Annotated in this window: 21 protein-coding genes and 7 pseudogenes; 12 read left to right on the top strand and 16 right to left on the bottom strand. The window is 56.0% G+C overall.

What is annotated here, in order from left to right; all coding sequences use genetic code 11:
* Nucleotides 1–24 precede the first annotated feature (24 nt).
* Nucleotides 25–1,028: pseudogene (locus tag QQM41_RS13805) on the bottom strand (IS3 family transposase); the annotation flags it as partial.
* A gap of 213 nt (nucleotides 1,029–1,241) precedes the next feature.
* Between QQM41_RS13805 and QQM41_RS13815 the strand changes: the two are divergent.
* Nucleotides 1,242–2,201, top strand: coding sequence for an IS481 family transposase (locus QQM41_RS13815; RefSeq protein ID WP_339078252.1), 960 nt, complete (start codon nucleotides 1,242–1,244; stop codon nucleotides 2,199–2,201).
* Between the two features lies 1 nt (nucleotide 2,202).
* Here the strand turns inward: QQM41_RS13815 and QQM41_RS13820 are convergent.
* Nucleotides 2,203–2,613, bottom strand: a pseudogene (locus QQM41_RS13820) (recombinase family protein); the annotation flags it as partial.
* A 95-nt stretch (nucleotides 2,614–2,708) separates the two neighbouring features.
* Nucleotides 2,709–3,788, bottom strand: coding sequence for an IS5 family transposase (locus tag QQM41_RS13825; RefSeq protein ID WP_070325589.1), 1,080 nt, complete (start codon nucleotides 3,786–3,788; stop codon nucleotides 2,709–2,711).
* A 151-nt stretch (nucleotides 3,789–3,939) separates the two neighbouring features.
* Here QQM41_RS13825 and QQM41_RS13830 point away from each other — a divergent pair.
* Nucleotides 3,940–4,694 (top strand): IS5 family transposase gene (locus QQM41_RS13830; RefSeq protein WP_088365012.1). Its coding sequence is split into 2 segments (ribosomal slippage): nucleotides 3,940–4,270 and nucleotides 4,270–4,694, totalling 756 coding nucleotides; the frame shifts between segments, so codons are not numbered across the junction.
* A gap of 36 nt (nucleotides 4,695–4,730) precedes the next feature.
* Here the strand turns inward: QQM41_RS13830 and QQM41_RS13835 are convergent.
* From QQM41_RS13835 to QQM41_RS13865, 7 genes and pseudogenes are all read right to left on the bottom strand, one after another.
* Nucleotides 4,731–5,306 (bottom strand): annotated as a pseudogene (locus tag QQM41_RS13835) (NAD(P)-binding domain-containing protein); the annotation flags it as partial.
* A gap of 8 nt (nucleotides 5,307–5,314) precedes the next feature.
* The gene (gene arsH, locus QQM41_RS13840; protein WP_014095369.1) at nucleotides 5,315–6,013 is read right to left on the bottom strand and encodes an arsenical resistance protein ArsH; all 699 of its coding nucleotides are present in this window, start codon (nucleotides 6,011–6,013) and stop codon (nucleotides 5,315–5,317) included.
* A 23-nt stretch (nucleotides 6,014–6,036) separates the two neighbouring features.
* A complete protein-coding gene (locus QQM41_RS13845; RefSeq protein ID WP_339078253.1) occupies nucleotides 6,037–7,332 on the bottom strand; it encodes an arsenic transporter in 1,296 nt (431 codons plus the stop codon).
* Nucleotides 7,332–7,754 carry an arsenate reductase (glutaredoxin) gene (arsC, locus tag QQM41_RS13850; protein ID WP_006115730.1) on the bottom strand — a complete coding sequence of 141 codons (423 nt, stop codon included), beginning with the start codon at nucleotides 7,752–7,754 and terminating at the stop codon, nucleotides 7,332–7,334. Before arsC ends, QQM41_RS13845 begins: the two co-directional genes overlap by 1 nt.
* Nucleotides 7,751–8,104 carry a helix-turn-helix transcriptional regulator gene (locus tag QQM41_RS13855; protein WP_006115729.1) on the bottom strand — a complete coding sequence of 118 codons (354 nt, stop codon included), beginning with the start codon at nucleotides 8,102–8,104 and terminating at the stop codon, nucleotides 7,751–7,753. Before QQM41_RS13855 ends, arsC begins: the two co-directional genes overlap by 4 nt.
* Before the next feature lie 265 nt (nucleotides 8,105–8,369).
* Entirely contained in the window at nucleotides 8,370–8,552 is a 183-nt protein-coding gene (locus tag QQM41_RS13860; protein ID WP_167506903.1) for a hypothetical protein, read from the bottom strand.
* A 31-nt stretch (nucleotides 8,553–8,583) separates the two neighbouring features.
* A complete protein-coding gene (locus QQM41_RS13865; RefSeq protein WP_339078254.1) occupies nucleotides 8,584–11,475 on the bottom strand; it encodes a Tn3 family transposase in 2,892 nt (963 codons plus the stop codon).
* Nucleotides 11,476–11,600: 125 nt separating this feature from the next.
* Between QQM41_RS13865 and QQM41_RS13870 the strand changes: the two genes are divergently transcribed.
* Nucleotides 11,601–12,215, top strand: coding sequence for a recombinase family protein (locus QQM41_RS13870; RefSeq protein WP_010512305.1), 615 nt, complete (start codon nucleotides 11,601–11,603; stop codon nucleotides 12,213–12,215).
* Here QQM41_RS13870 and QQM41_RS13875 read toward each other — a convergent pair.
* The 3 genes and pseudogenes from QQM41_RS13875 to QQM41_RS13885 form a co-directional block, all read right to left on the bottom strand.
* On the bottom strand, nucleotides 12,185–13,390 hold the full coding sequence (locus QQM41_RS13875; RefSeq protein ID WP_339078255.1) for an IS110 family transposase: 1,206 nt from the start codon (nucleotides 13,388–13,390) through the stop codon (nucleotides 12,185–12,187). The genes QQM41_RS13870 and QQM41_RS13875 overlap by 31 nt on opposite strands.
* Before the next feature lie 315 nt (nucleotides 13,391–13,705).
* Nucleotides 13,706–14,298 (bottom strand): annotated as a pseudogene (locus QQM41_RS13880) (transposase); the annotation flags it as partial.
* Nucleotides 14,299–14,374: 76 nt separating this feature from the next.
* Nucleotides 14,375–15,388 carry a TonB family protein gene (locus tag QQM41_RS13885; RefSeq protein ID WP_339078256.1) on the bottom strand — a complete coding sequence of 338 codons (1,014 nt, stop codon included), beginning with the start codon at nucleotides 15,386–15,388 and terminating at the stop codon, nucleotides 14,375–14,377.
* 300 nt (nucleotides 15,389–15,688) lie between these two features.
* Here QQM41_RS13885 and QQM41_RS13890 point away from each other — a divergent pair, with 300 nt between their 5' ends.
* The 3 genes and pseudogenes from QQM41_RS13890 (at nucleotide 15,689) to QQM41_RS13900 (ending at nucleotide 19,622) form a co-directional block, all read left to right on the top strand.
* Nucleotides 15,689–16,237 carry a hypothetical protein gene (locus QQM41_RS13890; protein WP_003626866.1) on the top strand — a complete coding sequence of 183 codons (549 nt, stop codon included), beginning with the start codon at nucleotides 15,689–15,691 and terminating at the stop codon, nucleotides 16,235–16,237.
* 79 nt (nucleotides 16,238–16,316) lie between these two features.
* On the top strand, nucleotides 16,317–18,539 hold the full coding sequence (locus QQM41_RS13895; protein WP_339078257.1) for a TonB-dependent receptor domain-containing protein: 2,223 nt from the start codon (nucleotides 16,317–16,319) through the stop codon (nucleotides 18,537–18,539).
* 319 nt (nucleotides 18,540–18,858) lie between these two features.
* Nucleotides 18,859–19,622, top strand: a pseudogene (locus QQM41_RS13900) (IS5 family transposase).
* A 390-nt stretch (nucleotides 19,623–20,012) separates the two neighbouring features.
* On the opposite strand, the gene QQM41_RS13905 reads toward QQM41_RS13900, so the two are convergent.
* Together QQM41_RS13905 and QQM41_RS13910 are read right to left on the bottom strand one after the other, a co-directional pair.
* Nucleotides 20,013–20,438: a type II toxin-antitoxin system VapC family toxin gene (locus QQM41_RS13905; protein ID WP_339078258.1), complete on the bottom strand. Its 426-nt coding sequence runs from the start codon at nucleotides 20,436–20,438 to the stop codon at nucleotides 20,013–20,015.
* A complete protein-coding gene (locus tag QQM41_RS13910) occupies nucleotides 20,435–20,677 on the bottom strand; it encodes a type II toxin-antitoxin system Phd/YefM family antitoxin (protein ID WP_063355034.1) in 243 nt (80 codons plus the stop codon). Before QQM41_RS13910 ends, QQM41_RS13905 begins: the two co-directional genes overlap by 4 nt.
* A gap of 680 nt (nucleotides 20,678–21,357) precedes the next feature.
* Between QQM41_RS13910 and QQM41_RS13915 the strand changes: the two genes are divergently transcribed.
* From QQM41_RS13915 to QQM41_RS13930, 4 genes are all read left to right on the top strand, one after another.
* Nucleotides 21,358–21,621, top strand: coding sequence for a DUF6516 family protein (locus tag QQM41_RS13915; protein WP_231862534.1), 264 nt, complete (start codon nucleotides 21,358–21,360; stop codon nucleotides 21,619–21,621).
* A complete protein-coding gene (locus tag QQM41_RS13920; RefSeq protein ID WP_339078259.1) occupies nucleotides 21,609–21,989 on the top strand; it encodes a transcriptional regulator in 381 nt (126 codons plus the stop codon). Before QQM41_RS13915 ends, QQM41_RS13920 begins: the two co-directional genes overlap by 13 nt.
* Nucleotides 21,990–22,109: 120 nt before the next feature.
* Nucleotides 22,110–23,248 (top strand): IS3 family transposase gene (locus QQM41_RS13925; protein WP_339078260.1). Its coding sequence is split into 2 segments (ribosomal slippage): nucleotides 22,110–22,353 and nucleotides 22,353–23,248, totalling 1,140 coding nucleotides; the frame shifts between segments, so codons are not numbered across the junction.
* 167 nt (nucleotides 23,249–23,415) lie between these two features.
* On the top strand, nucleotides 23,416–23,658 hold the full coding sequence (locus tag QQM41_RS13930; protein WP_124297158.1) for a hypothetical protein: 243 nt from the start codon (nucleotides 23,416–23,418) through the stop codon (nucleotides 23,656–23,658).
* Nucleotides 23,659–23,709: 51 nt separating this feature from the next.
* Here the strand turns inward: QQM41_RS13930 and QQM41_RS13935 are convergent, their stop codons facing one another.
* On the bottom strand, nucleotides 23,710–24,666 hold the full coding sequence (locus QQM41_RS13935) for an alpha/beta hydrolase (protein ID WP_003624578.1): 957 nt from the start codon (nucleotides 24,664–24,666) through the stop codon (nucleotides 23,710–23,712).
* A gap of 184 nt (nucleotides 24,667–24,850) precedes the next feature.
* On the opposite strand from QQM41_RS13935, the pseudogene QQM41_RS13940 reads away from it, so the two are divergent.
* Nucleotides 24,851–24,979, top strand: a pseudogene (locus tag QQM41_RS13940) (transposase); the annotation flags it as partial.
* A gap of 108 nt (nucleotides 24,980–25,087) precedes the next feature.
* Nucleotides 25,088–25,231, top strand: a pseudogene (locus QQM41_RS15745) (IS3 family transposase); the annotation flags it as partial.
* Nucleotides 25,232–25,274: the final 43 nt, after the last annotated feature.

Raw genomic sequence — 25,274 nt, forward strand, 5'->3', positions numbered from 1 at the left:
CGTCCGCGCCGAAGGTGAACTGCCCTGTGTTGCGACCTCCTGTACGTCCTGGATGCTTTCAAACAGATGCTGCTCCAGCCATTCCTGCCGGACAGTCCTGTTGTAGCGTTCAATATAGGCGTTCTGCTGCGGATTGCCCGGTTGTGTATAGATCAGGGTAATCCCCTGCTTTTCGGCCCATGAAACCAACGTATGACTGACATATTCAGGGCCATTGTCCATTCGGATAGCCTCTGGCCTGCCACGCCACTCCATAACCTGCTCCAGACAGCGGACAACCCGACAGGCCGGCAGGGAAAAATCAGCCTCAATCGCCAGTCCTTCACGATTGAAATCATCCAGAATGTTCAGGAGCCGAAAAGCACGTCCATCCATCAGCCTGTCCGCCATGAAATCCATGGACCAGACCCTGTTGGGAAGGGCCGGAACCGACAGCTTTTCAGGCTTTTCGCGAACCAGACGCCTGCGGGGTTTAATCCGCAGGTTGAACTCCAGTTCCCGATAGATCCGATAAACCCGCTTATGATTCCAGACACGTCCCTGCACATTGCGCAGATACAGGAAACACAGGCCAAATCCCCATCTCCTGTGAACCTGGGTCAGTCCTACCAGAAGATCGGCAATCCTGTCGTTCTCCGCCGCCAGTCGTGGACGATAGCGAAAGCAGGTCTCCGATATCCCAAAAATCCGGCAGGCCAGCGCAATGCTGACCCCATGATGCGCCACAGCCTGTGCGGCCAGTTCCCGGCGCTGGGCTGGCCGCTTCATTTTTTTCCCAGGGCTTCCTTCAGGATATCCGTCTGCATGCTCAGATCCGCATACATGCGCTTCAGCCGACGGTTCTCCTCTTCCAAAGCCTTCATCTGACTGATCATCAAAGCATCCATGCCGCCATATTTCGCCCGCCACCGGTAAAATGTGGCGTTGCTGATCCCATGCTCCCGACACAGATCAGGAACCGGGACGCCGCCCTCAGCCTGGCGGATCACACCCATAATCTGCGCGTCAGTAAAGCGATCACTCTTCATCAGAATCTCCTCATTTCTTACGCTGAGAAAATTCTCATCCAAAAGCCACTCTTTTTATGGGGGGATTACCATCAGGATTTTCCACTTTCCACCTGTATAGGGCTTGGGATAAGTGGTGCCGTCAAAATCAGTCTTTGAAGACGTGTATTGAGTTAGGTGTTTAATCCCGGGGTTTGATGGTGTGATATTTTCACGAGAGTGGAAGGAAGCATTATGGGACAGATACGTCATGGGAGCGCCACGACCACGCACGCCGTGCGAGCAGCAATACAGCGATCGCAGGCTTCGCTCGCGGCGCTGAGCGAGGAGTTCGGGATCAACCCGAAGACAGTGGCTAAATGGCGGAAGCGACAGAGTGTCGAAGATCAGAAGACAGGTCCTAAAGAGCCGCGCTCAACGGTCCTGTCCGAGACGGACGAAGCGATGATCGTGGCCTTTCGCCGGCATACGTTGCTGCCGCTGGATGACTGCCTTTATGCCCTGCAGGTCAGCATTCCCTATCTGACACGCTCGGCCCTGCATCGCTGCCTTCAGCGTCACGGGATTTCACGACTGCCGGACATAGAGGGGGACAAAGCCAGACGCCAGCGCTTCAAACGCTACCCGATCGGGTTCTTTCATCTCGACATAGCGGAAGTCCAGACCGCTGAAGGCAAGCTGTACCTCTTCGTTGCCATTGACCGGACAAGCAAATTCGCTGTCACACAACTGGTCGAGAAAGCTGATCGGAAGACGGCCTGGGAATTCCTCGAACATCTCCTGAGCATCATCCCTTACCGGATCCACACCATCCTGACCGACAATGGGATCCAGTTCGCTGACCAACCCCGTAATCGCAATACGGCCTGGTCGCGTCCCATGCGCTTCGACATGATCTGCGAAGCCCACGGGATCGAACATCGTCTGACGAAACCCAATCATCCCTGGACCAATGGTCAGGTTGAACGGATGAACCGGACAATCAAAGAGGCAACCGTCAAACGCTTCCATTACGACAGTCATGAGCAGTTGAGGACACACCTCAACGACTTCATGGCAGCTTATAATTTCGGGCGAAGGCTCAAGACGCTGAGTGGCCTCACGCCTTACGAATACGTCTGCAAAATATGGACTTCAGAGCCAGAAAGATTCATCATCAATCCAACCCATCAAACCCCGGGACCAAACACCTAGGGTGTCCACGATTCAGGACACGTACGACATCACCCCAAGGGTGACTTGGGCGCATTCGCCGCACGATCGGTAGCCAAGTGTCGAGGCGTGCAAGAACAGCGTCGAGATACGCGGCGTTGCGACTTTGCCGGATTTTGCGGATGGCATTTGCATCGCGAGTCCGCAGGCCCGGATTGCCGCCGACGCGCCCACAGCTTCGGGCTGCACACAGACCGGCTTTGGTGCGTTCGGAAATGAGCGCTCGCTCGAGCTGAGCTACGGCGCCGAGCACCTGCAGCGAGAACATACCCTGCGGGGTCGTAGTGTCGATGGGGTCGTCCAAACTACGGAAATGCGCGCCAGCGTAATCCAGTTGCTCGATAACGGCGAGTGGGTGGCTGACCGAGCGGGCCAGATGGAGGGTTCGAAAAACCTTTGACTGAGTGCTCTTGTGCGTGATTTCAGGTTCCTTATCCTGATTTTTGCTCTGCGATTTGAGCAGACCGGGGAGTATCGCCACCGGGGTGACTACGTGCCCGCATTCAACCTCTCGAGGAAGAGGAAGCGGCGCATGTTGTAGACAATATTGGCCAGGCCGATCCTCATTGTGGCCCGGGTGATACCCACTGTTCGGACGAACAGCCCTGTCTGTGATTTCTGATCGGCAAAGACATGCTCGACACGCGAGCGGATCACCGACTTCCCTGCATTGGACCGTTGGATATGGCGTGGCATAGGCTTGAGATGCGGCTTTTTCCTGTGAACCTTCGAGACAAAGCCCTCCTTTTCCATGAAGTCCTCATTGGCTTTCGAGCGATATGCGGTGTCGGCCCAGACCGTTGAGGCCGTATTGGTTTTATCCAGCAGGCCCTCGCGCAGTCTGGCACCATCACTGGCAGCGGCATCCGTCGTCTTCCATTTCCGGATCAGTCGAAACTTTCGATCGATGGAAACATGTGATTTGTAACCAAAGAACGGAATGGCGAGGTCCGTGGCCGGGAGCGTCCCGTCCTCCTGCCGCTTTGCCTTCGTGAACTTCAGCGTCCAGCGGGCGTGCCTGTCCTTGTGGGACAGCTTTGCCGGCTTGTCCTGCCAGTCCTGTGGGATCCGCCCTTCACGAAGATCCTCTTTCTCCCCGTTGGTATTGCGCTGCTTTGGCGCTGCCACCAGCGTGGCATCCAGGATCTGGCCGGACATCGGCAGATACCCAGCGTTACGCAGGGTGGCGTCAAAGCGCTCGAACAACTGCTGGATGGCGCCTGCCTCGGTCAGACGCTCACGAAATAACCAGATCGTTTTGGCATCCGGAACGCGGTCCGAAAGCCCCAGACCAAGAAAGCGCATGAAAGAGAGACGGTCATTGATCAGATACTCCGTTCGGTCGTCGGACAGATTGTTCAGCGTCTGGATGACTAGGATTTTGAACATCAGCACCGGATCAAACGGCGGACGGCCGCCTTTGCTCCTGTCTGAATAGGCCAGAGCCTGCTCCAGATCAGGGCGGAACGCCTCAAAATCCACAGTCCGGGAAAATGCTTCAAGTTGGTCACCAAGCCCACTCAACCGAGCAAGCCGCTCTTCAACATCAAAAAAACCAGACTGTTTCATGAGCCATCCCCCCAATCATCACACAAAAGAGGGAATCACAGAGAGAGACCTACGGCGTGTCGTCAGTTAAGCTCTGAGTGTGGCACGTGAGGGTTGTAGTTTGTGTCTGCGTGTGCTGACTGTTTTCCCGTTTTTTGGAGGAGACAGAGAGATGCGGCGCTATAGTTTACGCGATGACCAGTGGGAGCGGATAAAGGATCTTCTTCCCGGTCGAGAAGGCTATGTCGGCGGCACTGCGGCGGACAACCGTCTGTTCGTGGAGGCGGTGCTGTATCGCTATCGCGCGGGCATTCCATGGCGCGACCTTCCTGCCCGTTTCGGGGACTGGAAAAACGTGCACCGGCGTCTGCGCCGCTGGTGTGAAAGCGGCGTCATCGAACGGATATTTCGTTATCTGGCCGCTGATCACGACAACGAATACATGATGATCGACAGCACAATTGTCCGGGCGCATCAGCATAGTGCAGGAGCTCTCAAAAAAGGGGTACGGATCAGGCCATCGGACGATCACGAGGCGGGTTGACTACAAAGATCCATGCCATCTGCGACGCTCTGGGCAATCCGGTGGAACTCGGCATCACACCGGGACAGGATGCCGATATCACCCAGGCGGAACCGCTTCTGGAAAACATCGACCCGGAGGCTTTCCTTGCTGACAAGGCGTATGACGCGGACAGGTTGATCGATCGGCTGATACAGCGCGGGATTACCCCGGTCATCCCGCCAAAACGCAGCAGAACGACACGACGGAAAACCGATTTTTCTCTCTACCGCGAACGGAACCTTGTTGAGAGGTTCTTCAATAAACTCAAGCAGTTTCGCGCTATCGCAACCCGCTACGATAAACTGAAATCGACCTTCCTCGCAGCCGTGCAGTTCGCCTCAATCATCATCCTGCTTAACTGACGACACGCTGTAAAACCAGAGGGTTTTTCGAACCCTCCATGTTGCCTGGGCGACAAGGGACAGCTCCGCCATAATCTGCGCACCGGAGTTGCCCCCACCCACCACGAGCACACGCTGGCCGGTAAAAGGTGCCGCTTTACAATAATGGGAGGAATGGATTTGCGCCCCAGAAAATAACCTTTGGCCCGGATAATCGGGAACAAAGGGGGCAGACCATGTGCCGGTCGCCCCGATGACAGCGCGGCTGAGGAAATCACCCGCGTTCGTTCGGACATTCAGGAATTTCTGGTCAGCGCGTTCCACACGTCGGACCGTCACAGGACGGCGGATCGGCGGCGCATAGCGCGCCTCGTAGCGGTGCAGATAGTCAAGTACCTCGTCGCGGGTGGGGTAGCTGCCATCGGGCGTGTCGGGCATCGGCCAGCCGGGGAGCGAACTGTAGGACGCGGGCGAGAACAGATGCAGGGAGTCCCAGCCATGCACCCACGCACCACCCGCCTGCGTCCCGTTATCGAGAATGACGTAACGCAGCCCGGTCCGTCGTAGAAAATACGATGCGGCGAGTGCCGCCTGACCACCGCCCACGATCACAACATCGAACTGTTCCGCCATTGCCCGGCTCACAGGCTTTCCGGGAGACGGAATTCCGTCTTCCGTTCGCTATAGCGGTCCACAAGGTAGTCGGCCCGGTCGCGCAACAGCGATGTGAACTTCATCAGTTCCTCCATGACATCCACCATCCGGTCATAGAGGGGGGACGGCTTCATGCGGTCATCGTCACCGAACTGCGTATAGGCCATTGGTACGCTGGACTGGTTGGGGATGGTGAACATCCGCATCCACCGCCCCAGCACCCGCAGGGCATTGACGGAATTGAAGCTCTGCGACCCACCCGAAACCTGCATGACCGCCAGCGTGCGGCCCTGCGTCGGGCGGATCGAGCCTTCGGTCAGAGGCAGCCAGTCGATCTGGTTTTTGAATACTGCCGTCATGTTGCCGTGCCGTTCAGGGCTGCACCAGACCTGACCTTCCGACCAGATCGAGAGTTCCCGCAGTTCCTGCACTTTCGGATGGGTCGTGGGCACAGAATCCGCTATCGGTAGGCCGGTCGGGTCGAACACCCGTGTCTCGGCCCCCAGTACCTTCAGGATACGTTCCGCCTCAAGCACCAGCAACCGGCTGAAGGATCGGGGACGCAAAGAGCCATAGAGCAGCAGGATACGCGGCGGATGGTCCACACGCGGTTGCGGTTCCAGCCGCGCGAGATCGACCCGTTCAAGATATTCGGGGTGGAGGGCCGGCAAGTCAGGTTCGGTCATTGTGATATTGGTCCATTCGTGCATTACGAGTGGCTGATCCAGGGCAACCACAGGGACAGCGCCGCGAGTGTGACCAGCAGGACGGGCGGGGTGATCGCCAGTCCAACTTTCATATACTGCCCCCATGTGACCCGATGGTTCTTGGATGCCAGCACATGCAGCCACAGCAGTGTTGCGAGACTACCAATCGGCGTGAATTTTGGTCCGAGGTCGCAGCCGATGACGTTGGCATAGATCATCAGGTCGCGTGTCAGCGGCGTGATGTCGTGAGCCTGCTGGATCGCCAGCGCCCCGACCAGCACACTCGGCATATTGTTCATGATGGACGACAGAACAGCCGCCAGAAAGCCGGTGCCGATGGTGGCCGTGAACGTCCCTTGATGACCGAGCCAGACCAGTGCGGTCGCAAGATAGTTGGTCAGCCCGGCATTGCGCAGCCCATACACCACCAGATACATGCCCAGGGAGAAGATCACGATCTGCCACGGGGCGCCCCGCAGCACCTTGCGAACAGCGATCACCCGGCCATACCCGGCGACGAGTAACAGGGTTCCGGCGGCCAGGCAGGCTACGACACAGACCGGGATATGAAACGGCGCTGTCAGGAAATAGGCCGCCAGAACGAGGGCCAGTAGCGGAAATGCCGCCCGGAATACATGAGGGTCACGAATGGCCGTGGCAGGTGCGGGCAGTTCGGCGACGGGATAGGTCGCAGGCACCTGCCGTCGATACCACAGCCACAGGACGGCAAGCGTTGCACCAAGGGCTACCAGATCGACAGGGACCATGATCGCGGCATAGCGATCGAACGCAATGCCGAAGAAATTCGCGCTGACAATGTTCACCAGATTGGAAATCACCAGCGGCAGGCTGGTGGTATCGGCGACGAAGCCCGTGGCGACAATAAAGGCCAGGGCCGCAGCAGGACTGAGGCGGAGTTGAGTGAGGATGGCGATGACAATGGGCGTGAGCAGCAGGGCCGCGCCGTCATTGGCGAAAACCGCTGCAATGGCCGCTCCCAGCACCACGATCAGCGGGAATAGCGTCCGGCCTCGCCCTTTGCCCCAGCGCACGACGTGCAGGGCGGCCCAATGGAAGAACCCGGCCTCATCCAGCAACAGCGAGATGACGATCAGCGCGATGAAGGTAAAGGTTGCGTCCCAGACGATGTGCCAGACGACAGGAATGTCGTGCCAGTGGATCACACCAGCCGCCAGGGCCACGGCGGCACCTGCCATTGCGCTCCAGCCGATACCCAGCCCCCGAGGCTGCCAGATGACAAAAACCAGCGTGGCAACGAAAATCAGAAGCGCCAGCATCAGATGATCCGCTTGCCGGATTCATCGACGATCTTCTCCCCGTCCTCTTTGACGAAAGCGCCTCTCTGCGGGTTAGGCAGGATGTCCAGAACCGTCTCGGACGGACGGCAGAGTGCCGCACCGAGGGGGGTGACGACGATCGGCCGGTTAATCAGGATCGGATGCGCCATCATGGCGTCGATCAGCGCATCATCGCTCAGGGCCGGATTATCGAGGCCGAGTTCGTGAAAGGGCGTGCCCTTTTCCCGCAGGACCGAGCGCACCGGAACGCCCATACGGGCGATCAGATCGACCAGTTCCGCACGGCCGGGAGGCGTTTTCAGATATTCGATGGTCGTGGGCTCGATCCCGGCATTGCGGATCAGTGCCAGCACGTTGCGCGACGTGCCGCAGGCCGGGTTGTGGTAGATCATGATGGTCATGAGCAGGATTCCGGGGACGGACAGCAGGAGGACAGGCTCGCGACCAGGGGCGCGCAGAGTTCGGGACTGCCCGCGCAGCAGTCCGTGACGAGGAAGAGCATCAGGTCGCGCAGGCGCGGAAGACAGGCGCGATAGACGATCAGCCGGCTATGGCGTTGCGAGGTCAGCAGCCCGGCGCGGGTCAGGGTGGCGAGATGGGCCGAGATCGTGTTTTGCGGGACATCGAGATGCCGCGCGACGTCTCCGGCGGGTAGTCCGTCCGGTTCGTGGCGCACCAGCAGGCGGAAGATCTCCAGTCGCGTGGACTGCGACAGGGCGCTCAGAGCAGCGAGGGCGGATTCTGTATCCATATATCCTTTTTTGTGGATATGTTGTCGTAAGTCAAGCTATTTTATGTGAGAAAACAGAGATCACAACCGTCGGCTTCCTCAATTTTCCGCTCAGACCAGACATTCCGCTTACTCCCTAAACTGTCTGTCGGCTCAGCAGAAACAGAGCAGACAGGCGGTAGTCGCCTACATGTCGGACATAAAAGTGGGTTGGCTCGCCTTTCGCATAGCGGACATAGTCCGCGCAGTCCCCCGCTATCACTTGGAGCCGAGAGTGGGGTGATCGTTATGGGAAATAACCAGCAAGAATACAGGCGCTTAGGTTGGCCGTAGCAAGACCGCCCAAAGCCACTGGGCAGGGAGCATAAATCATTTGGATCGGGCAACGATACTTTCGGTTTTCGGCCTTGACACGATGATGTTCGGTGCGGGCGGCAATCCAGATTTTCTGGACAGCGTCAAGATTCATGAAGGGGTCGTTTGCGGGAGGGGGCGAAATCCTACGCTAAGGATTTAGGCCAGCGATATTCACCGGTGAGGTTGATGTGTTCCCATCCCAGCGGTGAGACATGGGCGAGGAGATCAGGCGAGATGATGATGCCGTCCACGGCGCGTCTGTCCACGACCTCCCCGAGTTTCATGGTGTTCCAGAAGATGATGATGGCGGCGAGCAGGTTCATGCCGGCAATACGATAGTGCTGCCCTTCGCCTGAGCGGTCGCGTATCTCACCTCGACGATGGAAGCTGATGGCGCGCTTGAGGGCATGATGGGCCTCGCCCTTGTTGAGACCGATCTGAGCCTGGCGCTGGAGACCGGCGTCGAGAATCCAGTCGATCATGAACAGGGTGCGCTCGATGCGACCGATCTCCCGCAATGCGAGGGCCAGCTCATTCTGGCGCGGGTAGGAAGCGAGCTTGCGAAGAATCTGGCTGGGGGCGACGGTGCCCGCTGCGATCGTTGCCGTGACGCGCAGGATGTCGGGCCAGTTGCGCTCGATGAGCGGTTCATTGATTTTGCCGCCAACCAGCGCTCGCACATTGGCGGGCGTCGCGTTGGGCGTGAAGGCATAGAGTCTTTTCTGAGAGAGATCTCGGATACGCGGTGCGAACCTGTAGCCGAGCAAGGAGCTGGCGGCGAACACATGATCGGTAAAGCCACCCGTGTCGGCAAAATGCTGGCGGACGCGGCGGCCTGCGTCATTCATGAGCAGCCCATCGAGTATATAAGGTGCCTCGCTGACCGTTGCCGGGATGACCTGGGTAGCGAAGGGTGCATATTGATCGGACACATGGCTGTATCCCTTGAGGCCTGGGACGTTGCCATATTTCGCGTTGATCAGATTCATCGCTTCGCCCTGCTCGGTAGCAAGGAAGAACTGCCCGTCGCTGGATGCGGATTTCCCTTGTCCCCAGAAGGCGGACATAGGCAGAGCGGCATGGGCTTCCACGATCATGGCGAGCGCCCGATCATAGGCGCTGCCTTCGACATGCCAGCGTGCGATCCGCAGCAATTCCCAGAAGCTGTGCGTATTGGTCGCCGCTGCCATCTTGCGTAGACCAAGATTGACGCCTTCCGCCAACAACACGTTCATCAGGCCGATCTGGTCGCGGCAAGGCACGCCAGTGCGCAGATGCGTGAAAGCCTCGGAGAATCCGGTTCGCTCATCGACTTCCAGCAACAAATCGGTGATCCTCGTGGACGGGAGCTGTTGATAGAGATCGAGTACGAGATCCTCAGTGCCTTCGGGTGTGTCAGCCTTCAGCTTGTCGATGTGCAGCTTGCCGTTCTCGATGATGCCGCCTGGGATCGTACCGGTTCGCGCCGCGCGGCCAAGCGCCTTCAGTTGTGTATCCAGTCGAGCCCTGCGCTCGGCAAGCCATTCGCCGGGTTGCAGCGGCACAGCGAACCGCGCGGTCTGCTCTATCGCCTGTGGCGGGACCAGGATCTGCTTGAGGTCGCCATAGCGGCGCGATTTTGCCAGCCATATGTCGCCGGACCGGAAAGCGTCGCGGATATGGAACAGCACCGCGATTTCCCAAAGTCGGTAGTCGCCGGCGGGCGCAGCGCGAAGATGGCGATGCCATTTGGAGTTGGGACGTAGAAAATCCATAGGAGGATCGGATTTGATCCCGCTCTGTAGCAGCGCGATAGCCGTCAGAAGAGGCTTGGCAATCGGCGCCGCCTGCATGTCGAGCAGGCGCAGCATCCTGGGCGCATAGAGGCGGAAGCGATGATAGCCGTCCAGCACACGGCTGAGCGGGTCGGCAGCGAGCACATTGGTCAACGCAGAGGCCGTGGCGACAAGGGTTCTGAACCGTTCCCAGCCTGGACCGGTGGTGATTATCCCGTCCAGGGATGCGCCATCGTCCTGCGCTCCAAGCAAAGCACCACCGATTTCAGCAAAAGACTTCAGCGTGTCCCGAACGGCCGCCTTTTCGTCGGCGATCTTGGTGCTGCAAAGGCGTTCGGAGACCCGATAGAGACGGCCTACGATGCGATCGTGGGTCTCCACGATGACATCAGCCAGAGATGACCGCCATTCCATGGTGCAGACAGCGAGGATTGCAAGCCGCCTGCCTTCGGGCAGATCGCGCATGCCGTCGGCGTAATAGCGCTCGCCCTGCCGGCGAAGGCGGGTCACACGATGCGCGGGAACGCCGTCCAGCAAATCTGCCGGAAGATCGAACTTGTGGAGATATTCCAGTCGATCCATCAGCCGATTGGCCGCCGCCGAATTTGCGCCAACTTCGAACTGTCGCAGCCATACGAAGCGGGTGATGCGACCATCCACCGTATTCTCTAACAGATGAGCCAAATTCTCGCTCAGGGCTGGTGTTATGCGATGGGCGATACGATCTTCGATCCTGCGTTCGGCCCTGACCAGTGCATCGGCACAAAGGCGCTCAATCGTTGAGAAACCGGGAAGGATTGTGCGGGTGCGGCGACACTCTGCAACGAAGCGACGGGCAAGATCCTCATTCGATGTCGCCGCCTCGGCTTCCCGAGCGATCCAATCGCGCAAATCCCGTGCGCCCCGCCCCGAAAAGGAGCGATAGCCGTAGATCCGGCGTAGGTCCGCCAGATGCTCATGCCGGGTCTCCTCGCGCGCGGCATAGAGGAGTAGATCGTCACGGCTCAGCCCGAGCTGGGCCGCGATGAAATCCGATACCTGTGCCGGGATCAGCTCGCCAGGGGTGAGTACCCGGCCCGGGTAGCGCAGGACGCACAGTTGCAGCGCGAAGCCGAAACGGTTGTGGGCGCGCCGGCGCTGGCGGATATGCCCGAGATCCTCATCGCTAAGGGTATAGTGCCGCAGCAGATCACCTTGATCGACCGGTAAGTGAAACAGCGCCTCGCGCTGTCGATCGGTCAGGGTCACGCGACGCGGCATACATGCTCCTTATTCTTTCCAAGGTAAGGTTTGAGATAGTTTGATTGCGATGCTGGTTAAGATACACAATAGTGCAAGCTTATGTGCTCATGTTCGTCACCGCTTCAAACCAACGTTTAAGAAACATGCTGATCGGATATGCCCGCGTCTCCAAAGCCGATGGTTCCCAATCCCTCGACCTCCAGCACGACGCCCTGCGTGCCGCCGGTATCGAGCCAGGTAATATTTATGATGATCGTGCATCCGGTAGCCGCGATGATCGGCCCGGCTTAGCTGCATGCCTCAAATCCTTGCGCGACGGCGATGTGCTGGTGGTCTGGAAACTCGATCGCCTCGGGCGCTCGCTCGCCCACCTGGTCAACACCGTGAAGGATCTGTCAGACCGCAGGATCGGCCTGCGTGTGCTGACCGGAAAAGGCGCTCAGATCGACACCACAACCGCATCCGGCCGCATGGTGTTCGGTATCTTTGCCACTCTGGCCGAGTTCGAGCGGGATCTGATCCGCGAGCGCACCATGGCTGGCCTTGCCGCAGCCAGAGCGCGCGGACGAAAGGGAGGGCGAAAATTCGCCCTGACCAAAGCACAGGTGCGTCTCGCCCAGGCCGCCATGGCGCAGCGCGACACGTCTGTTTCCGATCTGTGCAAGGAACTCGGGATCGAGCGCGTCACTCTATACAGATATGTCGGACCGAAGGGCGAGCTCAGGGATTATGGGAAGCGCGTTCTCAGCTTAGCGTAGGATTTCGCCCCCTCCCGCAAACGACCCCATAAAGCCTGTTTGTGATGATGACCTTTCACTGTCATCAGCCTCCAATAAAGTTCTGCCAGTTCAGGATCTGTTTTTCGTGCCGTATCAGCAGCAAGATAAAGTGCTTGTTTGATGCGGTTATTGCCACCCTGGGTCAGGGTCTGGCCCGCTCGCTCCACACCACCACTATCAGCCCTTCTGGGAAACAGGCCACAAAAACCCCGTAAATGTTTTTCAGAATGAAACCGCTCAATGTTCTGCAAGATACCAATCAGGGTCGGCGCGAGATGACGGCCGACACCCGGAATACTGAGCACAAGACCCTGTGGGTCGAGGTGTTTGTAGAGGTCAGCAATATGCCGCTCAAGATCTCCAACAGTCTGAATTTTCGCCAGAACATTCTTAATTTCCATCGCGATCTCGAACTGCAGTTCCGAAAAATCAATGTGTGTCCCATGAAGGTCCTGAGCGTATTGCGCCGCTTCACGCAACCCTGTGATCAGCGTTTCCACAAAGGGCCCACTGCGCGGATGGTTCCCTCCCGCATGGGCTGCAACATATTTGGCGAGCGTCGTACGACGCGCCTTCAAAACATCCGAGGGGTGAAACCATTTCTGCAACAGGGCCAAAGAGAGCCGCGTTCCTAAGTCGGGCAAGACTGCTTCAAGCCTGGGGGATGCCCAACGAATGAGATCAAGCAAACGCCGCCTGGCATCCGCGATCTCGTTCTGAAAGCGGCTTCTCTGTTTGGTCAGACGTTGAAGAGCGTGGCTTCGTGGATCCGGAATATGGACTGGATCAAGGCGTGGTCCACCAAATGATGGCATGGCCGCCAGGATCTGGGCATCAGCCATATCTGTTTTGGCGTGTTCGGAAAGGTAACGGCGTAGAGCCTTGACCCGCTTTCCCTTGACGCGGGCTACGGTGACGCCAGCATCCGCAAGGTGGTGGGCAACAGGAAACCAGCTCATACCGGTTGGCTCCATGATGGCCTGAATGTGGTCATCCGCCCTCAGCCCCATCACGGCAGTCTGAACAAAGGCGGCAAGTGAGGGCTGATCATGCCTGAAACGAATTGCACGGCCATTAGGGCGGCCATCGTCATAGATCTGAGCGAGGTGATCTCCGCGAATGGCCAGATCAATACCAATGGTACGGAATGTCATGGTCGATCCTTTCTGGTGAGGGAACCAACGCTGCGGTCACAGTCAGGTGTGTCATTCGTGGCCGATCAACTTCACTCAAAGCAGACGCCACAATCATGTTACTCTTGCCCCGTCAGCGCGGCCGGGCCGGGTTCATGCTTCACGGAGACGAGACGATCGGCGGATCTCTCAGGGATTTTAGCCCCGAACCGGCCTGGTTCATCCTGACAGTATAGACCCGGTTCCCGGCATGCCGGGAACCGGGTCTGATCCACAAGCACGTTTTCGAAGCCTGCGCTTCTCTGACTTTCTCCATGGCATCAAACCCGGCACCGCTATCGATACCTGCGATTTATAGCCAAAGAATGGAATGACGAGATCGCTGGAGGGCATGGTTCCATCATCCTGCCGCTTCGCCTTCGTGAACTTCAGCGTCCATCGCGCATGACGATCCTTGTGCGACAGCTTTGCCGGCTTGTCCTGCCAGTCTTCGGGGATACGGCCTGCCCGGAGATCGGCAGATAGCCTGCGTTCCGCAGAGTTGCATCAAACCGGTCAAACAGTTTTTCAATGCCCCCCGCCTGGGTCAGGCGTTCACGGAACAGCCAGACTGTTTTGGCATCAGGCACACGGTCCGACAGCCCCAGGCCAAGGAAACGCATGAACGACAGGCGGTCGTTGATCAGATACTCTGTCCGTTCATCAGACAAATTGTTGAGCGTCTGGATCACCAGGATTTTGAACATCAGCACTGGATCAAATGGCGGATGCCCGCCTTTACTCCCGTCTGAATAGGCCAAAGCCTTGTCCAGATCAGAGCGGAACACTTCAAAATCCACAGTCCGGGAAAATGCTTCGAGCTGATCGCCAAGCCCGCTCAACCGGGCAAGCCGCTCTTCAACATCAAAGAAACCAGACTGCTTCATGATCCATACTCCAATCAACGCAAGGAAAATGGAATCACAGAGTAGAACTCAAAACTAGGGGGTTTTTCGAACCCTCCACCTAACGAATATGAAATCCGACCGGAATTCGCCCTACCATAGGTGTTGAAGCCGGTGCGGCACAGTGCAACCCACGAGCAGCAGCCAGTGCCTGTGCATCCAGATCATCATAGCCAGTACTCTGCACCAGTCGGGTTGTAGTAATGGCTCCGTCTGCTGCCAAAGTGATCTCTACCACGCCTTCTCCTTCTTCGTGCAGATGCCGGGCCATGGGAGGATAATGCGTCTGCGGTGGGGAGCAAGTAAGCGTGCGTGCCCCGCTCCCGTTGGCTACATGAGCCACCGATGCCGCCGCTGGTTGCGCAGCAGCAGCAGAGTTCTGTGCTGCAGGAGCCAACTGAATTTGACTGGCCGCAGTACGAGCAGAAGTGGAAACAGGAGGTGTCGCCACCTTCGGAGAATGCGAAGTCAAACTCGTCTTGGGTGTAGATGGTACTGCCGCCTTGCGAGGCATGGATATTTGAGAAGAGTGAGCTGAAGGCCGATGCTCATGTGCTGGAGCGGCCCGCTGTGTGGCAACAGGCGGAAAGATATTTGTCATGCGCGGCACGGGTGGTGTATCCGCTGGCATGGGAGGCGCTCCCAGCGAGGAAGCAAGCGCCTCGTCTGGCGGTGTTATCTCAGAGGACTGAGTGGCATAAAAGAGATTAGCCGTAGGAGGCACACTGAGTGGTTCTACCTGCTCAGGAGTAGGAACCAGTTCCTGAGGCGGGGTTACAAAAGTGAGGTTCGCAGCGCTGACGGGCTTGCTGACAGGAGATTCAAACACCATCTCTACAGCTTTCTGCCCCGGTGCTTTCGACGGATGCCATGGATGAAATGTCACTAGCAGGCAGGCTGTAATTACCCCGTGCCCGACTACTGCTGCCAGAAGAGCCAGATGCCACACCCGGCTAGTCCGGCTCTGTCGAGCAGAAAATACGCCCCCCTCTAACCGTGCACGCACGTCTGGCGTTAGTGCATCGTCATCCTGCCCTAGTCTGCCGTGCGGTTTCACCCGTCCGCGTTCCTTCATCCTTTGGTCCTGAACGGCCCATACCCACAACACAAGGCAGATACACCCAAGCACCCAAACAGCTGCGACGCCTTGCCACTTATGCCGACCTGCACGCGTGCCTGCCTGTTTTCTGCGTGGTCTGTGTGGGCTTTTTCCCGTGATTTTATACCTCTCGCCGCCGCCTTCAATCAGAAAGATCACTTTTGCGGCAGTCATACGTTTGACACAAATCCTCACATAGATAAATAAAGCAAAGCCACGTCCCACCTTTGGTCCAACCCACCATGGCCCGCACAGACAGGAGTTCCGGCTGCTCTGATGGCCCGCACCACCCACCCGTTGCATACGCTGCTGAAATTGTCGCTGGTGGTGGTGACACTGGTGGGCTTTCTCAGCCTGCTCGCCCTTCAGAGCTTTGCGCAACCGGATGAACTGCCCCGCGCCACCATAGCCCGCCTTCTGGGCGTGGATATTGCAGCTTCCCTCTCCGCGCCCGATGAAGTCTTGGATGCAACGTCCGCTGGCGCAGGGCAGAAGGGTTCTGGCCTTGCCTCGCCAGAAGGCGCGGTGGGCCTGCCCACCAGAGTGGGCCCGACCCAGCACCATCATATGATGGCCGCACATGCCCATCACATGGCAGCGGCCATTGCGGGTAAATCCACGCAGCCGCATTCCGGCCACCATCATGGGGTGGAGCAGTGCCCGCTTTGCCCGCTTCTTTCGCTCCCAGCGGCGCTCCCCGTGGCCTTATTACTGGTGCCCCCGCCCATTCTGCGGTGGATGCGGCGCGGCAGCAGCGCCTCCACCCCACGCGCACCGCCCAGCGTTCAGCTTGGCTTGCCGCCCTCACGTGGGCCTCCTGCCTGAACAAAGCTTCTTCGTGCCCTTTTGGCCTCATGACCGAAGAAAAAAGGGTTCTGCACGCTTTGTTTTCAGGATTGTTTTTATGATCACGCTTATCAACCGATGCCGCGTGCCGACGTGGGCGTGGGGCATTGCTGCGGTGTGCGCGGCCTCCACCATCTCCGCTGCGCTGGCGCAAACAGCGGCTGCGCAGGTCAGCGCCAGCAAGAGCAACACGGCCTCTGGCAGTGCCGTTGTCACACTGCCCCGGCTGGATATCTCAACGGATGAGGAAGAGGAAACCTCCCTCTCCGATGCCCCACTGACAGCGTCCTCGCCCGATGCCAGCTCACAGCGCATGTCCCGGCTTTCCAGCCCGGATGTGTCCTCGCTGTTCCGTAACCAGCCGGGGTTCAGTTCCTACGGCGGCGGGCGGCTGGCCAATCTGCCCGTGCTGAACGGCATGGCGGATGATCGCGTCGCCACTATTGTGGATGGCGTGCGCATCTCTCCCGCCTGCCCCAACCACATGAATCCCGCCCTCTCCTACATTGATCCGGACAGCGTGCAGACTGCCACCAGCATTGCGGGCCTGACCCCTGTCAGCAGCGGGGGCGACAGTCTGGGCGGCACCATTGATGTGGAGCGGGCAGACCCACGCTTTGCCCGCAAGGGAAAAATTCTTGTGACAGGCCGGGTGCGCGGTACCTACCGCAGCAATGGCGGGGCCTACGGGGCTTCCGGTTCCGTCACGGTTGCCAACCATCTGCTCAGCATCCGCTATACGGGTTCTTATGATCAGTCAGGCGATTATCGGGGTGGCGCGGGCATGGGCACCGTGCACTCCACCAATTACCTGACCTATAATCACGCCGTAACGGTGGGCCTGCACAAGGACAACCATCTGGTGGCCATTACCGTGGGGCAGCAGGATACCCCGCGCGAGGGCTTTGCCAACCAGTATATGGATATGACCAACAACCGCTCCACCTTTGTAAACGGCAAATATACCGGATCATTTGACTGGGGCACGTTTGAAGCCCGTGGCTACTGGCAGCGCATTACCCACGCCATGGACATGCTGGCAGACAAGGGTGGCCATTCCGCCACTACCGGCATGCCCATGAACAATGACTCCCGTCTGGCGGGTTATTCGCTCAAGGCCACCATTCCGCTAGGGCATTTTCATATCCTCAAGCTGGGCAGCGGGTTTGACCATGTGGGACTGAATGACTGGTGGCCACCGCTGCAAGGCAGCATGATGATGGGGCCGGACACCTACCACAACATCAATAACGGCCACCGCGACCGGCTGGGCCACTATGCCGAGTGGGAAGCCCACTGGACGCCGCGCGTTTCTACCCTGCTGGGGTTCCGCAATGATCTGATCATGATGAACACGGGAGCCGTGGCTCCCTATTCATGGACAGGCATGATGAACATGAAGGATGCCATGGCTGCCCGCGCCTTCAACGCCCACAACCGGGGGCGGACGGATGTGAATTTTGATGTCACCGCCATGGCTCGCTGGAAGGTAACAGACAGCTTTACGCTGGAAGGCGGCTACGCCCGTAAATCCCGCGCGCCCAACCTGTATGAACGCTATGCGTGGGGCCGTGGCACCATGTCTTCCAGCATGATCGGCTGGTTTGGCGATGGCAACGGCTATGTGGGCAACATGGATCTGAAGTCAGAAATCGCCAACACGGCCAGCGTGACGCTGGACTGGCATGACCCCACTGCCGCCAACCGCTGGGGTCTGACGGTCCAGCCCTATTACAGTTACGTGCACAATTACATCAACGTGGTACAGTTGAGCACTTTCTCCAACGGGCACCATTTGCTGCAATTTGCCAATCACAATGCCCAGACCTACGGCATTAACGCATCCGGCCATTACACGCTGTGGGACACAGCAAAATATGGCAAGGGTGAAGTCACCGGCGTCCTCAACTGGGTGCGTGGACAGGATGAGGTCACACATTCCGGCCTGTACCACATGATGCCGCTTAACGGCACGGTGGCTGTACATGAAACAGTGGGCCATTGGACCGGTCGGGTGGAGATGAACTTTGTCAAACCCAAGGACACCGTGGACTGGCTGCGCGGCGAACCCCGCACCGCAGGCTATGCCCTGCTGAACCTTGGCGGCAGCTACACTTGGAAGATGCTGACGCTGGATGCCGGAATTGATAACGTGCTCAACCAGCCTTACTACTTGCCGCTGGGTGGTCTCTCTCTTGGTGATACACGTTATATCGGCACCACCCGCGCCTTGCCGGGCATGGGCCGTTCATTCAACGTGAGCCTTTCCGCCACGTTCTGAAGCCTTACCTTTCCTGCCTGCGTGGAGAAATAGCCCGTAGGCAGAGAGTGAAACTGTCTTTATGGCAGTCCTGCCTTGGTTCCGACTCAACCTGATATTGGGTGTTAAGCACTGTATCTCACCTATCTTCACTGTTTCGAACAGTTGACGGTGGCCCGATTTCGGGACTGCGAAATCCAGTGGCTCAGCGTTGATTTGCTAATCCCCATATCCGCCGCAACCCGTGTCCTGGACAAACCGCAGCTAGGCTCAGGACCTATTAATTTATTGAACTGAGCAAGAGGTTGTGATTCACAGGTTTACCGATGGAGGGTAGCCTGTGAGTGATGTGTTTATGCTGTCTGAGCGCCAGATGGAGCGGATTGAGCCTTTTTTTCTTCTGGCGCACGGCGTGCCACGCGTGGATGACCGGCGTGTTCTGAGCGGGATCGTTTATGTCATCCGCAACGGCCTTCAGTGGAAGGATGCCCCGAAAGCGTATGGTCCGCACAAGACTTTGTATAATCGCTTTATCCGGTGGAGCCGCCTCGGTGTTTTTGACAGGATCTTTGTCGCCCTGACAGAACAGGCTGGCCGTTCGAAGCGTCTGATGATTGATGCAACACACCTCAAGGCACACCGGACATCGGCGTCCCTGCTCAAAAAGGGGCTTTTCCCCGCCATATCGGACGGACAAAAGGCGGCCTGAACTCAAAGCTTCACGCCGTGTGCGATGATCATGGCCGACCGGTCCGTCTACATCTGACTGCGGGGCAGGTCAGTGACTTCAAAGGCGCTGATGTTCTGCTGGCTGACCTTCCCGATGAAACAGAAGAAGTCATCGGCGACAGAGGCTACGACAGCAACCAGATCAGGTGATCGCTTGCAGAACGCAATATCACAGCCTGTATTCCGTCGAAGAAGAACCGGAAATCAAAGCCACCTTACAATTGGCATCTGTATAAAAAGCGCCATCTGATCGAAAACATGTTCGCAAATCTGAAAGACTGGCGACGTGTTGCGACCAGATACGACCGCTGCGCTCATACATTCATGTCCGCAATCCACATTGCAGCAAGCTTCATCTTCTATCTTCAAGAATGAGTCCTGAGCCTAAGGAATTTCGACAAACCTTGTCGAAAACGAGAAGATAATGTTAATTCGAATGCTGTTTTATCAGTGAGTTATGAATCCATTTAATATGGATAATATTCTATTTGGCCGAGAAAAAACCACTGATTAGTGATAAAAACAGCAAGTGAAATTTGAGCTCTTATTTTATAGCGTTTATGTCGGCGATGGGGCGGGGAGTGGCATGCCTGCTTTAATTCTGTTAAAAAGATCGCGACAGAGCTTCTATGCAGCAATCAGGTCCGATATTGCAACATTTAGAATGCTGTAATCGTGGGGAATTTTCATTCCTGATTGCATACGAAATTCTAACTGGGCACCTCGACCTGACTTTTCCAACAGAATTCTCCCATAACAAACAAATTACAGTAATTCTGTCCTAAGACCGACATGAGGTCTTGCCTCAGCGAGGCGTCGATCCAGAGTGCATAACGTCGCTCCATGATCCGCGCAGATTGCGAGATGTAAAGCATCACCTGCTCGCAGCCCCAAAGTATATTGATCTGAGAAACGAGCTGCCGTTTTGAACTGCTGGGTGGTTACAGGCAGAAGTTCGAAGCTTTCAGCGGAAAGGCGGGTGAATAGGGCTAAAGCATTAGCACGATCGGTCACTGTGATCTGTGCTGCCCGTAGCTTGATTGAAAGCGCTGAAGAGAATTCAGTAGCAACCCAGTCACTGATAAACAAATCGTCTGGAGTTTGTCTGGCAAGCCACGACTGCATCCGCTCTGTCTCGGCTTCGTTGGTCAGCGCCGCAACCAGCACGGATGTGTCGATATAGACGTTCAATATCGTGCCTCGTCGCGCATATCCCGCATCATATCTCTTGCTGGTACTGTCTGGGGTGTCATGTTTGCCGTTAGAGCGCGTAAAGCATTCAAGTTTATAGGTCTACGCTCGCGTGTAATCTTGTTGATCTGTGCAATAACCTTTCCTCGACGCATAATGCGAACAGGCTCGCCCTGCATTGCCTGATCAATCAGGCGACTGAGGTGGGCTTTTGCATCTACCAAATTCACAGTCTGCATATCACACTCCTGACTACTAAACTGGTCACTTTAAAGCATGAACATTCTTTTCAGTGTATCAAAATTCAGCCGAGATCAGCCGACTTACCGAGTGAATGTCCTCTTACAAAGAATTCTGTTGAAAAAAGTCGTTTACTGTGAGGAGAATCTGGCGCCATTTGGGCCCTTAATTGCAGTCAATCTAATTTGAGCCTCTGTTTGAGGCGAATGAACCACTCACGGCAGACAATTATATGGTCTGGCTGCACCCCAAGGTGAGAATACGGGGCGAAGGATCGTCACCGCACCGTTTTGGCTTGTAGCCTCTTATGTCTAATTTATCGTCAATCAGTGGATTTTTATCATTATCTTCTGCATTTTTATCGCGATTAAGTGGTTTTTTCGGCGACAAAAACGGCAGTCAGCGGCGGATTATCATTATCTTCTGGTTTTCGACACACAGGGCCTTTTTTTATGGTCCTCTACCTAGTTGCGATAAGTGGAATTATCGCAAGTAGATATGGGGAAGGGGGCCTGTTTCGGATAAAAGACGGAGTTTGAAGTTAAGTATGGTATAGGGTAAATATACTCAACAATTGGTGTTCTATCAGTGGTGCCGTCGCGCCAAGGAATCGTTGTTGTTGTGGACAACGACAACATGCTAAATTATAATCGTCTCCATGACGAAAGCCCGTTCCATTATGAAAGAGAAAATCACCCTTTCAGAACGGGTGTTTATCGAATTGGTGGTCTGGGAGGTTCCTTCTCCCTTGAGAGGCAGTTTGCACCACTACAAGTATCGTCTGGCTCTGATATCGGATGGCAAATGCGTTCTGCGATATGACAATGAGTCAGGAAAAGGAGACCATAAGCACATAGGAGCCGTAGAAGTTTCTTACACATTTCAAGATTTGCAGACCTTAAAAGATGATTTTTTGGAGGATGTGAGAGAATGGTTGAAATGAAAGACGTTCTGCGTAGCCAGAAGAAGAAAGAAATTCTTCTGATTGGTTTCGATGGTTTGGATGAGGTGGGCAAACGACTGGCTGCAGCGTTTGAAGGTAAAAAACAGGAGCCCCGTCATACATTCATAACGCTTGATCTCATGTGGAGAACGCTGACACCACGTCGTCAGGAGTTGTTGCAGGTGATGTCAGGCCGAAAGCCCATGTCGATAAGAGGTCTGAGTAAGCTCATTGGACGGGACGTGAAAGCTACTCACGGTGATATTCAAGTCTTGTTGGCAGCAGGTCTGCTTGAAAAGATCGGCGATAAAGTCGTATTTCCTTACGATGGGTTCCATGTGGACTATGAATTGAAAGCCGTAACTTAGGTGTTTAGTCCCGGGGTTTGATGGTGTGATATTTTCACGAGAGTGGAAGGATGGACTTGTGACGGTTTTGTGCCGGTTGACTAAGCGTTTAAAGCTTTCAATAGGAAAAGGCATGAGACCATGGCATTGAAGCAGACGGAAGAGTTTCGCCGTGAGGCGGTCAGGATCGCGCTGAGCAGCGGTTTGCCCAGGGCACGGGTTGCGGCGGATCTGGGGATTGGCAAATCAACGCTGAGCCACTGGATTTCGCAGTATCGGTCGAGCGATCTGACAGCGACAGTGTCTGAAACGCAGATGGACCTCGCCCGGGAGAACGAGCGTCTTCGCCTGGAAAACCGTGTTCTGCGGGAGGAGAGGGACATATTAAAAAAAGCCACGCAGTTCTTCGCGAGCCAAAAGACGTGAGGTTCGCGTTTATCAGGGAACATCGTGACCGCTGGCCCATCGTGCGCTTGTGTCGGGTCCTGCAAGTCTCGACGCGTGGCTATCGGGCGTGGGTTTCCAGGCCCCTGTGCGAGCGCCAGCGCACTGACCTGAAGGTTCTAGCGCATATCCGCGAGCATTATGCCCTGAGCAACCGGACCTATGGTCGTCCGCGGATGACCATGGAACTCAAGGAAGCAGGGCTTGATGTTGGTGAGCGTCGTGTGGGGCGACTGATGAAAGCCAACGATATTCGTCCCGTGCGTACACGTCGGCACAAAGTTACGACCGATAGTCGGCATTCCCTTGGTTTTGCTGACAATATTCTGGACCGCAACTTCATGGCCGATACCGCCAATCGGAAATGGGCAGGCGACATCAGTTATATCTGGACCAGCGAAGGCTGGCTTTACCTTGCCGTCGTCATTGACCTGTTCAGCCGCCGCGTTATCGGTTGGGCCGCCAGTGACCGGATGAGAAAGGACCTCGCGATCAGGGCGCTCGATATGGCGGTACGTCTACGCAATCCGTTGTCTGGCTGCATTTTCCATTCTGATCGCGGCAGCCAATACTGCTCCCATGATTTCCAGAAAAAATTAATGGAATACAGGATGATACCGTCTATGTCCGGCAAGGGAAACTGCTACGACAACGCCGTGGTCGAGACCTTTTTCAAGAGCCTCAAGGCCGAAATGCTCTGGAGACAAAGTTGGCCAACACGGCGTCAGGCAACTGCCGCCATCTTTCAATACATCAACGGCTTCTATAATTCGCGACGGCGCCATTCCTATCTCGGGAGTATCAGCCCCCTCGCTTTCGAGGCCAAAGGCGCGTAAAAGAGATCACATACCGGCACAAAACCGTCACAAGTCCAAAAAAAACCAGACTGTTTCATGAGCCATCCCCCCAATCATCACACAAAAGAGGGAATCACAGAGAGAGACCTAAAACCAGAGGGTTTTTCAAACCCTCCATCTCTCTGCTTTGTTTTCGCGCAAAAAACATGTTCCAGCCGACAGATTTAGGCGGCTGTGAGGATATTGGCAGTGTTGCACAAAATATTTTTGTAGATGCGTATAAGGATCTTGCACTTATTGCAGCAGGCAAAAGCGGCGGCAGGCTGCCCTTTTCTGCTAGCGCACAAAGAATGATTATTTCTGCGCAAAGTTGTGCCTTGCAGCTTCGCAAGGCTGCATCGGAAGCAGTTTCCACCCGAGAAATGGCTTCATGCAGAGGTGGTGGGTAAAGCTAACACCACAGCCTGACAGGCTAAACAACCTGTCAGGCACTGTTGATATTACAGATTCAATGTGCGTTTAAGTGCTGCACAGTAGGCATCCATAAACCTACGGGAAAGTTCGGCATCTGGCACATACATATCAAACACATGATACGCCCCCGGCACCACCATAACTTCCGTTGGCACGGCCGCTGCCATCAGGCGGGTTGCGTAATCAAGGTCTTCTTTCAAAAACAGATCCATTGATCCCACACCAATAAAGGTGGGAGGCAAACCTGCCAGATCAGTTGCTCGGCCAGCTGCTGCATATGGTGGCGTTTGCGGGCCACCCGCTTTATCACCCAGATAAGCCTGCCATGCGTATTTGTTGGCAGAACGTGTCCAGACAAATTCGCCAAAATTAGCGCCCGGATCACTGTTTATTGCCGTGCGATCATCCAGCATGGGGTAAATAAGCAACTGAAAAGCCAGTTTATATTCTTTTTTGTCACGCGCCATCAGGCTCAGCGCTGCACTTAAACCACCACCTGCACTTTCACCCGCAACAACAACCTTATCACGCGAAATACCAAGTTTGCTGGCGTTTTCATGCACCCATTTCAGCACTGCGTAACAGTCTTCAATCGCACCGGGATATTTGACCTCAGGCGCCAGCCGATAATCTACCGAGAAAATCTGAAAGCCCAGATCACTGGCCAGCTTTTGGCATTTGGGGTCATCCACTTCTGGATGGCCAGAAACAAGACCGCCACCATGAATATAAACCATAGCAGGTGCGTTGGGCTGCACTTCACGCGGCGTATAAACAACCACACGCACATCTGGGGCATTGTTCAACCCCGGTACGTATTCTTCCCGCGTGATAACATCTGGCAGAGGCCGACCTTCTATAAGGCGCACAGATGTTAGAAAAACTTCTCGCACTTCTGGCAGTGAAAGCGACGAAAGACCATCAAAAGATGGCATTTTCTCAAGAATGGGAAGGAATTCGGGATTAACTACTGATTTTGGCATAGTAACTCGCCTCCTATTTTGCGGCTGACATCACAGACCATGCCGCAAGACAAGTGTATATACCTATGAACCTTAGAGTTTATTGATTGGTATCAATATAAAAATACAATACTCAGATATTTTATATATGGTTTTTACATAAGAGCCTGTTTGGAAAGTCGCTGAAGTGTGATTCAAGCTCTGGATGTGGACGCCAGAGCAGAGAGGCCGCATGGCCAGGATTACCCGCAAGACGAAGCGTTATCCGTCTGATATGACGGAGGAGGAATGGGCGCGCATCGCGCCACTGATGCCCGAGCCGGGACGCACGGGGTGAATTGCCCCGGGTTTTGTGGAGACAGAAAGACCCGTGAGGTAAGAAGAATTCATGAGCAATAAATCGAAGCGTTTTCCGCCTGAGTTTCGTGACCGTGCAGCCCGCATGGTTCTGGAGGAAGAGAAGAACCATCCTTCGCGGTGGTCTGCAGTGATGATGATAGCGCCAAAGCTGGATATTCATCCTGACACGCTGTCAAAATGGACCCGTCTGCATGAACGTGCCAATGCGCCTGCGGTGAGTGACCTGCCTGATCGAGAGAAGATCAGGCAACTGGAGCGAGAGAACTGCG

The organism is Acetobacter sp. AC2005 (assembly GCF_037901235.1).
GTDB classification, from domain to species: Bacteria; Pseudomonadota; Alphaproteobacteria; order Acetobacterales; family Acetobacteraceae; genus Acetobacter; species Acetobacter oryzoeni.